Origin of the sequence: Pseudoalteromonas sp. G4 (genome assembly GCF_028875915.1) — a bacterium.
Taxonomy (GTDB): domain Bacteria; phylum Pseudomonadota; class Gammaproteobacteria; order Enterobacterales; family Alteromonadaceae; genus Pseudoalteromonas.
Genome location: NZ_JAPEHW010000002.1, coordinates 100,774 through 117,059, shown reverse-complemented (window position 1 = coordinate 117,059; position 16,286 = coordinate 100,774). Strand labels below are relative to the sequence as shown.

Genomic DNA, 16,286 nt, shown 5'->3' with positions numbered 1-16,286 from the left:
GAGGCATTGATGAGCTTTACATTTAAGCAAGTGACGTGGCGCGAAAAACGCAAAGAATTAAAACAAGTTAGGGAAAAAGTATTTGTTTATGAATACCATATACCTATTGATATTGAATTTGATAACTGTGATTTAAACTGCCAACATTTGCTTGGTATTGATCATCAAGGTAATAGTATTGCTACCGCTCGGATAAACAACCAAGGTGAAATTGGCCGAGTAGCAGTACTTCAAGCGTATCGTACCAATGAGTTTTATAATTTGATATTTCAGCAAATAGCCCTTTGTGTAAAGCAACTAGGTGCAGATGAATTGTCTTTCAATTGTAATTTGATTGAAAAAGATAAGTTTACACAGTGTGGTTATGCTGCAAGAGGTAATGTGTTTATGGAAGCGGGTATACCGCGACAAAGACTAGCATGCCCTTTGTCGCGTTTTGACCCAAAACCTTTTACGCTGGTTCACTAGCCCACAATTTTTCATTATTGTAGAGCTCATATAATCCCTGAGCTCTATTTACCAGTAAATTAGCAAAGTCCACTTGGGCTTTTTCACGTGCGCCTGTGCTCATAATTTCTTCTGCTTTCATTTGCCATTGAAATGAAAAATAGCGTAACGCATCTCGAGCATTAGATGCAGCAGTTACTTCAACATGATCTGTTGGTAAATTACCCGAAACTACCCAGTATGTTTTTCCCTGCTGACTTTTAATTTTCCAAATAGCACACATAGGCACGAGATAACGACTTTCTTTGTCTAATATCGTTTTTGGTAAAATGCCCTTTTCTGCTAAGTGTTTATTTGCACGATCAAGTGTTTCACGTGTCCATTGATTATGCGCTGCTTCAATTTCAGCTTGAGTTGGTTGTGGTTTTTGTTCTTGGTTTTCCATAATACATCTTTAGAAAATTTCAATTGCCTCACTCTACTGATTCAACAACGGCAAAGCAAGCGGTAACGTTAAAAAGATGAATTGGGATGTGTCAAAAATGTTAATTCTTGTTCACTCGACACTCGACCAAGAATTTCATTGCGATGCGGATAGCGACCAAAGCGATCAATAATGTTTTTATGAGCGACTTCAAAATCATAATTTGGGTGACCGCGGTAAAGTTGTTCAGCTACCTCATGAATTTGTTTACTTTCACTGTGCATAAAAGGCAAATACATAAATCCGACTTCTTCTTCTGATAGCTGTTTATTAAAACCACGTGCAATTGCCCACTGGGCTAAAACGAGTGCTTGTGGGTCTTGCGAAAATGCATCAGGTAAGTCACGGTAAATATTACGCGAAAACTGGTCCAGCACAATAATCTCACAAAGTGCACCTTTTGCTGTTTCACGCCAATGATGAAGCTCACCTTGCTTCGCCGCAAGCAGGGTAGTTTCAAATTGCTGCTTTATAGCGTCATCTACCTCTTGTGACACACTAAACCATTGTTTAGCAGTGAGTGTTTCGAACCAAAAAGAATAAACCGTTTGCCAAGACATCATTTCCCTCTCTACCCTAACCAACTAACAAATTGACTTATAACCAATGCATTTAAAATATCAATAAAAAACGCACCGACTAGTGGCACTACAATAAATGCTTTAGTTGAAGGTGCATAGTGTTGCGTCACTGCCGTCATATTTGCAATTGCAGTAGGTGTAGCGCCTAAAGTTAAACCTGCATAACCGGATGCCATTACCGCCGCGTCATAATCTTTTCCTAACACGCGAAACACCACCAAGGTTGCATACAACATCGTCGCTATCACTTGAAAAACAAGCAATACAACAAAAGGAAGTGCCAAACTTGTTAATGTCCAGAGTTGAATACTCATCAAAGACATCGCCAAGAATAAACCAAGACAGAGGTCAGAAATAAACGAAAGCGATGCACTATCACTCGGCCAAGAACGAATTTTGAATAAGTAAGGTACTGTATTGCTCAGTATAATGCCCACAAATAAGCAGCATACAAATAAGGGTAATTCAAAATTTAGATGTTGTAATAAAACGGCTAAATGATGGCCCAAACCAATCGCCGCTAAAATAATAAAAATACTTATTAAAAATTGGTCTATATTTACACTTGCAAACTTGGCGTTACGATATGACACACCAACCGCGAGCGGTTTTGCACTTCGTACCGTAGGTTTAAGTTTATGTCTTTCGACCAGGTATTTAGCAATTGGACCACCGAGAATACCACCAAAAATTAAGCCAAATGTGGCGCAGGCAAGTGCCAATTCTAATGCGCCATAAATGGCGTACTGCTCATGAAACTCTGAAGACCAAGCGATCGCTGTACCATGACCTCCGCTTAATGAAATCGAACCACCTAACAAGCCACTAATAGCAGGCATACCAAAAAAGCTAAACACACTCACACCAATAATATTCTGAACCACTAAGAACATCACTGCTAGTATGAGTAATAATAATAAGCTTTGGCCCCCTTTCACTAGACTCGAAATTTTCGCATTAAGGCCGATAGTAGTGAAAAAAACAATCAGGAATAGGTCACGAGATGCCAAAGAAAAGGTAATTTCTAAAGAAAAAAGATAGTATAAAAAAGCGCTAATCGAGGCTGCTAAAATGCCCCCAGTCACCGCTTCAGGAATATTAAACTGTTGTAGCACCTTAAAACGACGATTTAGCCATTTACCTAAAAAGTAAACGACAATGGCTGTCATTAATGTGGTCCGTTCATCTAAAACCATTGTTTAGTGTCCTAAAACTTTAGCAGGGTCCGTTTTGCTTGCTTTTATTGCGGGAAAAATACATGCAATAATTGCCATTAGGAATGTTATAGCTGATGTGATCAGTAGGTCAACCCATTTTAATTGGCTCGGTAAATAGTCGATAAAATAAACACCAGATAGCACATTATTACCACTTAATCTTGAAATCATTTCATAGATGTCACTGATACTTAGCGATAATAAGATGCCAAACAAGAGTCCAAAAAATAACCCTTGCGCTGCTTGATAGATGCCTTGTAACAAAAAGCATTTAATAATGGTGTTATCATTGGCACCCATGGTCTTGAGTATAGCGATGCTAGACTGCTTCTCTTTAACTTCCATCACCAGTGTAGAAACAATATTAAAACTTGCCACCGCCACAATTAAAAATACGGTGATATAGACAATAAGCCGTACCATTTGGATATCTTGATATAGGTTACCTTGCGAACGGTACCAAGTTTCAATGTAAACCAATTCATCGAGTGATTGCCCAATAGACAAAGCGCTTTGCCTTGCAGCAAACACATCAGCTACTTTGACTTGTAAGCCATCGAATTCAGCATTTGAAAAACGCTTTAGTTGCTGCGCTTTTCCTAAGGTAATTTGGCCAAAATTCATATCTAATTGACCACCTAAGTTTATCGTACCTGCTAGAGTTAAATTGATACGATTAATACTGGCGAGTGATTGCGTACCTGGCTCGGGTAATAGTACAGTTACCGTGTCACCTAGAGATAGTGCCAGTTTTTCAGCCAATGCTTTGCCTAAAACAACTTCGCCATCGGCTAAATTAATACTGGATTTTGGTGTAATGTAATCAGCACTTTTAGACACCGTTTGCTCAAGTGATGGATTGATGCCTTTAAGTACAACCCCATGCATTTTGCCTTTGTGCGACACCATTGCGTTTAATTTGATATAAGGTGCAACTGCTTTTACTTCGGGATGCGTTAATAAACGCTGTTGATGGTGAGTAAAATTATTGAGCGGTTTTGATGGTGCATAATATTCAATATGCGGTATTACACTGAGTAAGCGGTCTTTTAGAGCAAATTCAAAGCCATTAATCACCGACAGTGCCAGAATAAGTACGGCAACACCTAACGAAATACCAATGGTTGACGATTTACTAAAAAACCCACTAACGGATTTTTCACCCTTGCCTCGCCTAAACCCTTTTACCAAATAAACACTTAAACTCATTGGCTTACCAATTGCCCCTGTTTAATAAACATGGTTTTATCAAGTTTTGCCGCCAACTCTAAATCATGTGTAACAACAATAAATGCCGTGTTATGACAGACTTTTAATTGGTTAATGAGTTCGTAAATTTTCTCACCGTTTTCTTTGTCTAAATTACCTGTTGGCTCATCAGCCAATACTAATGCTGGTTTTGTTATGAGAGCACGAGCAATTGCAACACGTTGACGCTCACCACCAGAGAGTTGATCAGGTTTATGTGACACACGATGACTTAAACCCACGTTATGTAACATCTCAGTCGCTTGCAATTTTGCATCACTTTTAGCAACACCGCCGATTAACAATGGCAGCATCACATTTTCTAGCGCACTAAACTCCATCAATAAGTGATGAAATTGATAAATAAAGCCTATGTGTTTGTTACGAAACTCAGCCTGTTGTTTGCGATTGAGCTCCGTGGTATCAACCCCTTTGATTTTTATCGTACCTTGATTTGGTTTATCAAGTGTTCCTAGTAAATGCAGTAAGGTACTTTTGCCAGAACCAGAGCTGCCCACAATCGCTAATGTTGTACCCGCTTCAAGATCTAAATTAAGGTCATTTAAGATGTCGAGTTGCACTTCGCCATCTTGGTATGATTTAGTTAAATGCTCACATTTAACAACAACGTGATTATTCATAGCGTAATACCTGTGCTGGGGCTAATTTAGCTGCGCGGGTTGCGGGGTAAAAAGTAGCTAAATAACTCATAATAATACTTAAAGAAAAAATTACAGTAACTTGAAACCAAGATACATCTACTGGTAATTGCATGCCTGCGATAATTTGAACGCCTATTTGTGCCAGTATTTCATTAATATTAATTGCCACACTCAAGCCAAGCACAACGCCTAATACACTTCCTACTAAACCGTTATATAGTCCTTGCACCATAAAAACTTGTAACACACCACTTGGGCTTAACCCTAAGGTCTGCAATATCGCTATTTCTGATTGTTTTTCAGAAACCATCATTGTAAGTGCTGAAAGAATATTAAAAACGGCTACTAAAATAATTAAACCAAGCAATAAGCTCATAATGCGTTTTTCCATTGCAACCGCTGAAAATAGCGAGCCTTGGCTGTCTTTCCAATCGCCTACTTTGAGTGGCTGTAATTGAGGTAACTCAGTTAATAGGGTTTCAAGTTGAAATGGGTCATTAAGATAAACGGCGACTTCATTAAAGTCTTTCGGTTTCACTCTATTAAGGCGAAGTAAATCATTAGTGCTAGTTAAAATAACTTGGGAATGGAAAGCTGGATTATCAATCAATACAGCAACCGTGAAGAGACGTTGCGATGGCATGCGACCTACGGGTGTAAACGTAGTCACACTAGGTAGCATCAAACGCACTTTATCACCTACAGCAACATCTAACTGTGTGGCTAAACGGCGCGAAATCGCAACGGCATATTTGGTGTTGCTGAGTGCTTCAACAACGCTTGGATTTAACATGTTTTTGAGTGGGTTTTGTTGTTCTTTCTCCACGCCATATATTTGTGCTGCAAGTAATTTACTGTTCGAAACAACAAGCCCTTCACTGCTTTTGAATTTCGAAATCGCGTTCACGTGCGCATTACTACTGAGAGCTTCAATTACTGTGTGTTGATTATCACTATTCAGAGATAAGGTTAAATGAGGAACAATTTGAAGCATGGATTGTTTTAAACGGTTTTCAAAGCCATTCATAACACTGGTGACACAAATAAGCGCAATCATGCCTAGGATAATACCGGCTATCGAGAAAAATGAAATAAAAGAGATAAAGCCATTGCCTTTGGCTAATTTCGCATAGCGCATGCCAATAAACAAACTAACTGGCTGAAACATGATTAATGATTGTTTAATAAGTGTAATTTTCAGGAAGTTTAACACTTCTTAAGGATAATTGTATTTTTTTCTAGTACACGAATTGTTTTGTTACATAACAGATCTGATCAGTACAGTTTTATGCTTTAAATAACGTCATGCTACTGTAACTTATTGTACAGTCTGGTTAGAATACCGCGTCTGAAAAATTGGGGTAAAACTTTTGATTGAGCGATTTAAGCATTTTCAACTTCGTGGTGACTTATTTGGTGGTGTCACTACAGCAATCATTTCATTACCACTCGCCCTTGCATTTGGTGTTGCTTCTGGAGCCGGCGCTGAAGCAGGTATTTGGGGTGCTATTTTAGTCGGTTTATTTGCAGCCCTCTTTGGTGGTTCAAACTCGCTTATTTCAGAACCTACCGGTCCAATGACCGTTATTATGACAGCTGTGCTTACTGCCATGATGGCTAAACACCCTGAGCAAGGAATGGCCATGGCGTTTACCGTAGTCATGATGGCAGGTGCTTTTCAGTTTTTACTGGGGTCTTTAAAACTCGGGAAATATGTCACCTTAATGCCATACAGTGTTATTTCAGGCTTTATGTCTGGCATTGGTGTTATCTTAATTATTTTACAACTTGCCCCACTACTCGGCCATAAACCTCCGTCTGGCGGCGTCGTTGGTACGTTATCTGAATTACCAAGTTTAATTGCCAACCTTCATTTCTCAGAGCTCTTTTTAGGTCTCGCTACATTAGCTATTTTGTTTTACTTTCCTAAAAAGTATCGAAAATATATTCCTGCGCAATTAGTTGCATTAATCGCAATTACCTTAGTTTCTGTGATTCTATTCACTGACGAGGGCATTCGTCGTATTGGTGAAATCCCTACAGGTTTACCGAATATGGTATTCCCTACGTTTACCTCTGATCAATTCGTGACCATGATTATTGAAGCCATGGTACTTGGTACGCTTGGTTGTATCGACACTCTTTTAACTGCGGTTATTTCTGATTCACTTACGCGCCAAGAACACGATTCAAATAAAGAATTAAAAGGCCAAGGTATTGCGAACATGATCTCAGGCTTGTTTGGCGCATTACCTGGTGCAGGTGCCACAATGGGAACGGTTGTGAGTATTCAAGTAGGCTCTCGCTCCCCTGCTGCTGCAATCATTCGTGCAATTATTTTAATGCTTGTCGTTCTGGTTGCCGGGAGCTTAATCGAACCAATTCCAATGGCTGTCCTTGCAGGTATCGCACTCTATGTTGGTATTTCTATTCTTGATTGGAGCTTTTTACAACGTGCTCACAAAGCAAGTATGCAACAAACAGCGATTATGTATGGCGTTATGTTATTGACGGTCTTTGTAGACTTATTAATTGCTGTAGGCCTTGGTGTATTTATTTCGAATATTATTGTGATTGAACGCTTAAGCCGCGAACAAGCAAAACAGGTAAAAGCAATTAGTGACGCCGACGATGACGATGTGCCACTTAATAATGATGAGCGTGCGATTTTAGATAAAGCGAAAGGTAAAATTCTATTTTTCTATTTATCAGGGCCAATGATTTTCAGTGTATCGAAAGCGATATCTAGGCAGCATACCTCTGTGCATAAATATAAAGCGATGATACTCGATTTAAGTGATGTACCAATGATTGATATGACAGTAGGTCTCGCCCTTGAAAATGCAATAAAAGATGCCATTGAAGCGCACTGTGAAGTTTTCTTATACTGCCCAAATCAAGATGCAAAATATCAGTTAGAGCGTCTCGGCATTGATGAATTAATCGGAAAAGAACGCTTTGTAAATACCCGATTAGATGCACTCAACCAATCATTAGAGGTAGTTGAAAACGTACCTTTTACAGGCAGCTAACTGAAAAATAATAAATTCTTTGCCTGAACTTACATGTTCAGGCTAAGATATTAAATTATTTAGTCAAACAGCTTACGTTATGTCTTATCTGCTCGAGCAATTTAATCAATACTTTCAAATTGAACACGCGATTAGTGTTAATTTAGAACCAGTCGAAGAAGCTAACTTGCCAAAAGACGATAGCGACATAGATAAAATCATTCCCCCACTTTTTTTACTCGCCAATGAAGTCAATATACTTGAACAAACAGCCCTTAGACCACTTCGTCAACTAGGTGATGTGGCTGAAGATTTAGCCCAGTACCTTAAACTACAATCCCGTAAAATTGATTTGATCCTGTCGCATATTTTAGCTAGTGAAAATCAGCAAGAAGACCAACTTGAAACCCATAGTTTTGGTGGCAGTGGTTTTGTACTCAAAACAACTGAGCAATATCAAGCTAATGCGTTTTATCGTTGTAAATTATTTTTAGCAGATGAAGCCGCAGCCGTATTTTGTTTTGCGCAAGTGGTTGATTCACAATCTGGTGAAGGAAATTTTAAAACTCGCTTTATTTTTAGTCACATCCGAGAGCAAGATCAAGAGCTTATGGTAAGGGCGAGTCTACATGCGCAAGCAAAAGTGTTAAAAAAGAAGCAAACAAAGAAAAACATCAATTAAACACTAATAAATAACGCGCCCATTTGATAGTATTGGCCAAAATTCCCTTTGTAAAACATTATGAAAACAGTTTTTCCTGCAGAATGGGCTCCACAAGATGCCGTTCTTTTAACATGGCCGCATAAAGGTACTGACTGGGTAAATATAATAGATTCAGTAGAAGTAACCTATGTTGCTATTGCACGTGAAATTTTATCTGAACAAAGCTTAATCATTGTGGCGCATAACGACGCACTTAAAGCACATATTAGCCAGTTATTTATTGATAACAAAGTAGCTACAGATAACCTTCATTTTGTTGTTTGCCCAACTAACGATACTTGGGCACGTGATCATGGCCCTATTTGCACATATAAAGGTGATAGCTTGCATGCGCTTGATTTTACCTTTAATGGTTGGGGTAATAAGTACCAAGCAGATCTTGATAACGCGATAAACCAGCAGCTTTTTAACTCTGTGCTTGCGGCGGATGCATCAAGTAGCAAAGTTGAACTGGCACTTGAAGGTGGCGGCATTGAAACTGATGGTAAAGGAACATTACTTACTACCAGTGAGTGTTTGTTAAACGAAAACCGTGAAAACAATCTTTCTAAAGAAGCGCTTGAAGCCAAACTCAGTGAAGTATTAGGTGTTGATCATTTCCTTTGGGTTGATCATGGGTATCTTGCTGGTGACGATACAGATAGTCACATTGATACATTAGTGCGTTTTGCGCCAAATGATACTTTGGTTTATGTTGCCTGTGATGACAGTGATGATGAACACTTTAACGCATTACAAAACATGGCTTTGCAATTACAAACGCTTAAAACTCCTAGCGGCGATGCATACACTTTACATGCCCTACCTTGGCCAAGTGCAAAATTTAATGATGAAGGTGATCGCTTGCCGGCAACTTATGCCAATTACCTTATTATCAATAACAAAGTGTTAGTTCCTACATATCAAGATGCTAACGACCAAGCTGCACTTGATGTTATTGCTAAAGCATATCCAGAGCATCAAATTGTGGGAATTGACTGTCTGCCATTAATTCACCAATTTGGCAGTTTACATTGTATTACCATGCAATTACCTAACGGTTTTTTACGGAGCTAATCATGTCTCAGACAATTAAAGTTGCTGCGATTCAGCATTCTAATAGCGGTGATTTACAACATAACCAAGATAAAACGGTTCTTGGTATCAAAGAAGCGGCCAAAAATGGCGCAAAGCTAATTGTACTTCAAGAATTACACCGTAGTTTGTATTTTTGCCAAGTAGAAAGCACTGAAAATTTTGATCTTGCTGAACCTATTCCGGGCCCGAGCACAGCACTCTATGGCCAGTTAGCAAAAGAGCTGAATGTTATTATTGTGACGTCGCTTTTTGAAAAACGTGCAACCGGTTTATACCATAACACCGCTGTAGTGCTTGATACTGACGGCGAAATCGCAGGTACTTATCGTAAAATGCATATTCCTGATGACCCAGGTTTTTATGAGAAGTTTTACTTCACTCCAGGTGATTTAGGTTTTCAACCAATTGAAACATCTATAGGTAAATTAGGCGTATTAGTATGTTGGGATCAATGGTTCCCAGAAGCTGCTCGCTTGATGGCAATGGCAGGTGCTGAATTTTTAATATACCCAACAGCAATTGGTTGGGATTTAGATGATGAAAAAGCTGAGCAACAACGCCAACTTGATGCATGGGTAATCGCACAGCGCGCTCACGCTGTATCGAATGGTTTGCCAGTAATAGCTTGCAACCGTCAAGGTCATGAAGCCGACCCGAGTGGTCAATCTAAGGGAATTCAATTTTGGGGTAACAGTTTTATCACTGGTCCACAAGGTGAAATTTTAGCTCATGCTACCGATAATGACGACGAAATCCTTTATGCCGAAATCGATCGCGCTCGCAGTGAATCTGTTCGCCGTATTTGGCCGTATTTACGTGACCGTCGTATCGACCATTACCAAGATCTAACGAAATTATACCGAGATTAATACTAAGGAGTGACATTAATGCAAAGTCAGTGGCTTAACTTACCTTGGGTTAAAACACGTAATGACAAAATTGCCTGGGGCAATTTAGTTGGTTCGGCCCTAAGTTTAGCAATTTCAGATGCAGTACAAAGCCATACTGGATTTAAATTAATTGTCACTCAAAGTACGCAACAAGCTTTAAAACTTGAGGCTGAGCTCTCTTATTTAGTGCCAGATGTCCCGGTCAATTTATTTCCTGACTGGGAAACACTGCCTTATGACCATTTTTCACCCCATCAAGACATTATTTCGCAGCGTTTAAGCCTGCTTAGTCAACTGCGTAATCAGCATAACGGCGTGCTAATTGTGCCAATTGCCGGTTTGATGTTACGTACTGCGCCATGTGAATTTATTTATGGCAAAGCAATTAAGTACAGTGTTGGTGATACCTTAGATAGTATGACGCTTCGCAGTGCCCTCGAATCAGTTGGTTACATTAATGTGCAACAGGTAATGGCGCATGGTGAATTTGCGATACGTGGGTCGATTATTGATTTATTCCCAATGGGCAGTGATACGCCACTACGCATTGACTTATTCGACGATGAAATTGATTCAATTCGTCAATTCGACCCTGAAACACAACGCTCGCGCGACAACATTCAAGAAATCGACTTATTGCCTGCCCATGAGTTTGGCACAGACGAAGATGATATTGAGCGATTCCGTATTAATTACCGCGAAGCATTTGGTTTAGCACACGAAAAAGGTTCGATTTATTCTCAAGTGAGTCAAGGTAGTTTACCAGCGGGTATTGAATACTACTTGCCGCTCTTTTTTGATAATACAGCGACTCTGTTTGATTACTTACCCTCAGATAATGTAATTTTCACATTAGGCGATATTGAACACAGTTGCCGCGAAACCTGGCTTGATATAGAAAAACGTTTTGAAAATCGTAAAGTCGACCCATTACGCCCGCTTTTAGAACCCAACAAACTTTATCTAAATGTTGAGAATATATTTTCTAAACTCAATGAGTCGCCTCGCATTGCGTTATCACAAGGCAAGTTAGGTACCAAGGCAGCTAATCACAACATTGCACTCCTCGAGCTTCCTGATATTCGTGTAAATCATCAACTGAAACAACCGTTTGAGTTGGTGTTAAATTATATTTCAGCGCTTAAATCGGATAATCACCGCATCTTATTTAGTGTCGAAAGTGATGGCCGTCGTGAATCATTATTAACATTACTAAAGCCAACCGGTCTTAAACTAGCGGAATTTAATAATCTATCGCACTTTTTGAACAGTAACAGTGACGTTGGTCTGATTGTATCGCCACTTGAGCAAAGCATTTCATTACACACTGAAAAGCTCACAATTATTACTGAGCAAGAGTTACTGGGTGTAAAGATTTCTCAGCGTCGTCGCCGTAAACACAAATACGAAGTGAGCCAAGACGCTATTATCCGAAATCTTGCTGAGTTACAAATTGGTCAACCTATTGTTCACTTAGATCATGGTGTTGGTCGCTATCAAGGCTTAGAAACCATTGATGCCGGTGGTGTTACAACTGAATTTGTGACAATTCACTACCTTAATGAAGCTAAGCTTTATGTTCCAGTTGCCTCTTTGCATTTACTGTCGCGTTATTCAGGCGGTGATTTAGAAACAGCACCGCTCAATAAGCTCGGCTCTGAAGCATGGGAAAAAGCCAAGCGTCGAGCTGCTGAAAAAGTCCGCGATGTCGCCGCTGAATTATTAGATATTTACGCTCAGCGTGAAGTAAAACCGGGTTATGCTTTTAATCACGATAGCAAAGCATACCGTCAATTCGCCGATAGCTTTCCGTTTGAAGAAACTGATGACCAACAAAATGCCATTGGTGCCGTGCTTAATGACATGCAAAAACCGCAAGCGATGGACAGACTTGTGTGTGGTGATGTTGGTTTTGGTAAAACAGAAGTTGCCATGCGCGCCGCTTTTGTTGCGGTAAATGACTCAAAGCAAGTTGCTGTATTGGTACCAACCACCCTACTTGCTCAACAACATTTTGAAAATTTTAAAGACCGATTTGCCAATTCGGCGGTTGAAGTTGCTTTGCTCTCTCGCTTTAAAACAGCAAAAGAACAAAAACAAACCCTTGAAGGCTTAGCTGAAGGCAAAATTGATATTGTTGTTGGTACTCATAAGTTACTTCAGCAAGACATTAAGTTTGACGATTTAGGGCTTCTTATTGTTGATGAAGAGCACCGCTTTGGTGTACGCCAAAAAGAAAAAATAAAGTCGTTAAGAGCTGATGTAGATATTTTAACGCTTACTGCAACGCCAATTCCTCGAACGCTTAATATGGCGATGAGTGGCATGCGTGATCTATCTATTATTGCAACGCCACCTGCTAAACGTTTGGCAGTTAAAACCTTTGTTCGCCAAAATGATGATGAACTGACAAAAGAAGCCATCATTCGTGAAATTAAACGCGGTGGTCAAGTTTATTTCTTACATAATAATGTTGAAACTATTGAAAGCTTCGCAAACGATATCGCCGCGTTAGTACCTGAAGCAAATGTGCAATTCGCTCACGGACAAATGCGTGAAAAAGAGCTCGAATCTTTAATGTCAGATTTTTATCATCAAAAATTCAATGTACTTGTGTGTACCACAATTATTGAAACTGGTATTGATATTCCAACTGCAAATACCATTCTTATCGATAGAGCTGATCGTTTTGGTTTAGCGCAATTACACCAGTTGCGTGGTCGTGTTGGACGAAGCCACCATCAGGCTTACGCATATTTATTAACGCCACACGAAAAGCTATTAAGTAAAGATGCCAAAAAACGCCTTGAAGCTATCTCGTCTTTAGAAGATTTAGGTGCTGGTTTTACCCTAGCAACTCATGATTTAGAGATCCGCGGTGCAGGTGAACTACTTGGGGATGAACAGAGTGGTCAAATTGAAAGCATTGGCTTTAGCCTCTATATGGAAATGCTCGACCAAGCAGTTGAAGCATTAAAACAAGGTAAAGAGCCAAGCCTTGACAATTTATTGCGTAAACAAAGTGATATCGATTTAAAAATCCCAGCGCTTATTCCAAATGACTACATTCATGATGTAAACACACGTTTAAGCATGTATAAGCGTATTGCAAGCTGTACCGATAAAGATACAATGGACGAGTTAACAGTTGAATTAATTGACCGATTTGGTTTACTACCTGAAGCATTACAAAATTTGTTTGCAATTCAGCAACTCAAAATTACGGCAGGTGAAATAGGCATTACAAAAATTGATGCCAATATTAAAGGCGGCTATTTTGAATTTAGCCAAGATACCAAGGTTGATCCGAGTTTCATTATCGGGTTACTACAATCGAGCCCACAGTTTTATAAAATGGAAGGTGCAAGTAAGTTGCGTTTTATGATTGAAGAAAAGAATAATCAAGAACGCTTAAAACTTGTAACGGCAATGCTGAAAGACTTTGCACAAAAGGTTTTGAAATAATGATAATAAAATACGTTTTGCTATTTACGCTGCTAAGCGCAAGTTTTATGGCAAATGCCAATTTACGTTGGTTTGATATTGAATTGATCTTTTTTGAAAGACAACTTGATAGTGAATTAAAAGAAGACTTATCCGCTGATGATCTTGCTGCAATAGACTACAGCAAAACCAAAGATATCATCGCAGATGCATACCAAGAAATTCAAAAAATTAAATATAAAGAATGCACTGGTGAATTAGACATTACGGTTAATCAGGAAGAAGCCTCTTTGACCGGTGAGCAGCGTTTCGAACGCACTGTAACAGAGCCTGAAATGCAAACTACTGCTGAAGTGATACCAAAGCAAGATGCCCCGACTGAATTCGACGACGAGCAACTAGCGTGTCAAAAAGACATCGACATTACTGCACTCGAAGCACTCCCGTTAACACCTGAAGCCATTACTCATGAGCATACAGATTATATTTACTTGCTTTCAGAAGAACAACTCGAACTGAAAGCAACAGTAGCACGATTAAAACAGCGTGGTTTAAAACCGTTATTACACACAGGTTGGCGTCAGCCTGAAAGCAATGTCCGTAATGCAACTCCAATGTACCTTTACGGTGGTAAAAATTTATCTGCTGTTGTTAATAAAACAGAAAAAGCACAGTCATTAGAGCAAATGTTAGAAGAATACACGCAATTCGATACTTCATATGAAATGGATTATGGAATTGATGAGTCTTCTACTGAAACGCTTCATCAAGCAATACCTGCAATTGATAACGCCCCTAAAAAATCCATTTTAGCTAAGCAAACTTGGCAGTTAGAAGGTAAGTTCAAAGTGTTTATTCGCCACAACTACCTAAATATCGAAGCTGATTTTGACTTAAATGATTTAACTGAGCAAACTGTAGAACAAATAAATTTTGAGCAAAATCAAAATGCATTTTCTGCAGAGCAGCTTACTGAAACCGTATTAAAAACAGATCGTTTTTCACAATTTCGCCGTGTGATAAGTTCAGAAATTCATTATTTCGACCATCCAAGGCTCGGTGTGATTATGCAAATTCGACGTTATAACCATTAAGGAATAGCCATGAAAAAACTACTAATCACTGCTGCGGCACTGCTTACACTTACTGCTTGTTCAAAAGTGACTTTAGAAAACTACGAAAAAATCAAAGTAGGTCAGAACAAAGAAGAAATTGAAGCAATTTTAGGTGGCGCATCAAAATGTGAAGAGAAAACCATGCACACTGATTGTACTTGGGGAAATGATAGCACCAACATTAAAGTTACATTTGTTGGCGGCAAAGTTACTTTGTATTCAGAAAAAGGCCTGTAATCAGACTTTTTTACACAATAAAAAAGCCGAATCTATCGGCTTTTTTTATTTTTCAATACGTTGTACTCTAAATCAAATTTTAGTTTGTACAATCACTTATGAATATTCGCAATATTGATCTCAATTTACTGGTATACCTTAACGTTTTACTTGAAGAAAAAAGTGTATCTCGTGCAGCTAATAAACTAGCATTAACACAGCCTACCGTAAGTGCAGCATTAAAAAGATTAAGAGAGTATTTTTCAGACCCGCTATTGGTTAGAACATCTGGTGGTATGCAGCCAACGGAAAAGGCGTTAGCATTAAAACCTCAGATCAGCGAATTTATTCGTTTAAGTGAATCAATTACTCAATCTGACAGCCATTTTGATCCAACATCAGCAACTTATACTTTTAAAATTCTTACAAATGATTACATTGAAAGTTGCTTGCTTTTTCCTTTTATTGCAAGTACTGCAAGTAATTACCCAAATCTTAGCTACAATATCACTTCGCCAGGCGATACCCAGCTAACTGAACTACAAGAAGGCAGTGTTGATCTCGCAATTAATCGCTTTAAACAAGCCCCCACCTCTTTTCATCAAAAACGTTTATGGCGAGATAATTTTCGTGTTATTTGCCATCAAGACAACCCGTTTGCAACATCACCAACACTCGAGAGCTATTTATCACAGCCTCACATTTGGGTAAGTAGAAGTGGTATCACGAGTGAAAACCGTATCTCAAAAGATAGCCATCCAAATAAACTAGGAGAACTCGATGAAGCGCTATGGCAATTAGAGAAACGCCGCAATATTCAAGTTTTTACGCGCCATTTTCAAGCGCAAAAGTTAATTGAACAATCGCCTAGTTTACTACTCAGTATTCCAAATAGATTGGCAATTTCTAGCTTTCAGACAGATAACTTAGTCACATTGCCGTTGCCATTTCAAATGGTACCGCAAGAAATATCTATGGTGTGGAGCCCAATAAAACACTACGACCCTGCCCATACATGGTTACGGCAACAACTTAGTGAGTTCGCAACCACGTTAGCGAGTTAAATAACACATTATAGATAGTATCTATAACTACAATTGAATTATTCAATTTTTAAATTGTGATGTTGTTCGATACTCTTTTTGTTAAGGCAAATGCCTTTTATCAAAA

General features: G+C 39.0%; 15 protein-coding genes. 9 read left to right on the top strand and 6 right to left on the bottom strand.

The features are described from left to right. Positions 1-9 precede the first annotated feature (9 nt). Entirely contained in the window at positions 10-468 is a 459-nt protein-coding gene (locus ON073_RS01665) for a GNAT family N-acetyltransferase (protein WP_274760120.1), read from the top strand. Here ON073_RS01665 and ON073_RS01660 read toward each other — a convergent pair. The 6 genes from ON073_RS01660 to ON073_RS01635 form a co-directional block, all read right to left on the bottom strand. Beyond that, positions 452-892, bottom strand: coding sequence for a DUF4826 family protein (locus tag ON073_RS01660; RefSeq protein ID WP_274760119.1), 441 nt, complete (start codon positions 890-892; stop codon positions 452-454). The genes ON073_RS01665 and ON073_RS01660 overlap by 17 nt on opposite strands. A gap of 68 nt (positions 893-960) precedes the next feature. Next, entirely contained in the window at positions 961-1,491 is a 531-nt protein-coding gene (locus tag ON073_RS01655) for a DUF924 family protein (RefSeq protein ID WP_274760178.1), read from the bottom strand. 11 nt (positions 1,492-1,502) lie between these two features. After that, entirely contained in the window at positions 1,503-2,708 is a 1,206-nt protein-coding gene (gene gltS / locus ON073_RS01650) for a sodium/glutamate symporter (protein ID WP_274760118.1), read from the bottom strand. A gap of 3 nt (positions 2,709-2,711) precedes the next feature. Next, positions 2,712-3,938, bottom strand: a complete 1,227-nt coding sequence (locus ON073_RS01645) for an FtsX-like permease family protein (protein WP_274760117.1) — start codon at positions 3,936-3,938, stop codon at positions 2,712-2,714. Then, positions 3,935-4,618 carry a lipoprotein-releasing ABC transporter ATP-binding protein LolD gene (gene lolD, locus ON073_RS01640; RefSeq protein ID WP_274760116.1) on the bottom strand — a complete coding sequence of 228 codons (684 nt, stop codon included), beginning with the start codon at positions 4,616-4,618 and terminating at the stop codon, positions 3,935-3,937. The genes ON073_RS01645 and lolD overlap by 4 nt, the downstream gene beginning before the upstream one ends. After that, positions 4,611-5,807: a lipoprotein-releasing ABC transporter permease subunit gene (locus tag ON073_RS01635; RefSeq protein ID WP_274760115.1), complete on the bottom strand. Its 1,197-nt coding sequence runs from the start codon at positions 5,805-5,807 to the stop codon at positions 4,611-4,613. Before ON073_RS01635 ends, lolD begins: the two co-directional genes overlap by 8 nt. Positions 5,808-6,009: 202 nt before the next feature. Between ON073_RS01635 and ON073_RS01630 the strand changes: the two genes are divergently transcribed. From ON073_RS01630 to ON073_RS01595, 8 genes are all read left to right on the top strand, one after another. Then, positions 6,010-7,671, top strand: coding sequence for a SulP family inorganic anion transporter (locus tag ON073_RS01630; RefSeq protein ID WP_274760114.1), 1,662 nt, complete (start codon positions 6,010-6,012; stop codon positions 7,669-7,671). Between the two features lie 79 nt (positions 7,672-7,750). Next, positions 7,751-8,332 (top strand): PilZ domain-containing protein, encoded by a 582-nt coding sequence (locus ON073_RS01625; protein WP_274760113.1) that lies wholly within the window; start codon positions 7,751-7,753, stop codon positions 8,330-8,332. A 60-nt stretch (positions 8,333-8,392) separates the two neighbouring features. Beyond that, complete coding sequence (locus ON073_RS01620; protein WP_274760112.1) at positions 8,393-9,430, top strand: agmatine deiminase family protein; 1,038 nt, start codon at positions 8,393-8,395, stop codon at positions 9,428-9,430. Positions 9,431-9,432: 2 nt separating this feature from the next. Further along, complete coding sequence (locus ON073_RS01615) at positions 9,433-10,320, top strand: carbon-nitrogen hydrolase (RefSeq protein WP_274760111.1); 888 nt, start codon at positions 9,433-9,435, stop codon at positions 10,318-10,320. Positions 10,321-10,338: 18 nt separating this feature from the next. After that, positions 10,339-13,806, top strand: coding sequence for a transcription-repair coupling factor (gene mfd / locus ON073_RS01610; RefSeq protein ID WP_274760110.1), 3,468 nt, complete (start codon positions 10,339-10,341; stop codon positions 13,804-13,806). Next, positions 13,806-14,879, top strand: a complete 1,074-nt coding sequence (locus ON073_RS01605; protein WP_274760109.1) for a CsiV family protein — start codon at positions 13,806-13,808, stop codon at positions 14,877-14,879. Before mfd ends, ON073_RS01605 begins: the two co-directional genes overlap by 1 nt. 9 nt (positions 14,880-14,888) lie before the next feature. After that, positions 14,889-15,137 carry a DUF3862 domain-containing protein gene (locus tag ON073_RS01600; protein WP_274760108.1) on the top strand — a complete coding sequence of 83 codons (249 nt, stop codon included), beginning with the start codon at positions 14,889-14,891 and terminating at the stop codon, positions 15,135-15,137. A gap of 98 nt (positions 15,138-15,235) precedes the next feature. Next, positions 15,236-16,180: a LysR family transcriptional regulator gene (locus tag ON073_RS01595; RefSeq protein ID WP_274760107.1), complete on the top strand. Its 945-nt coding sequence runs from the start codon at positions 15,236-15,238 to the stop codon at positions 16,178-16,180. Positions 16,181-16,286: the final 106 nt, after the last annotated feature.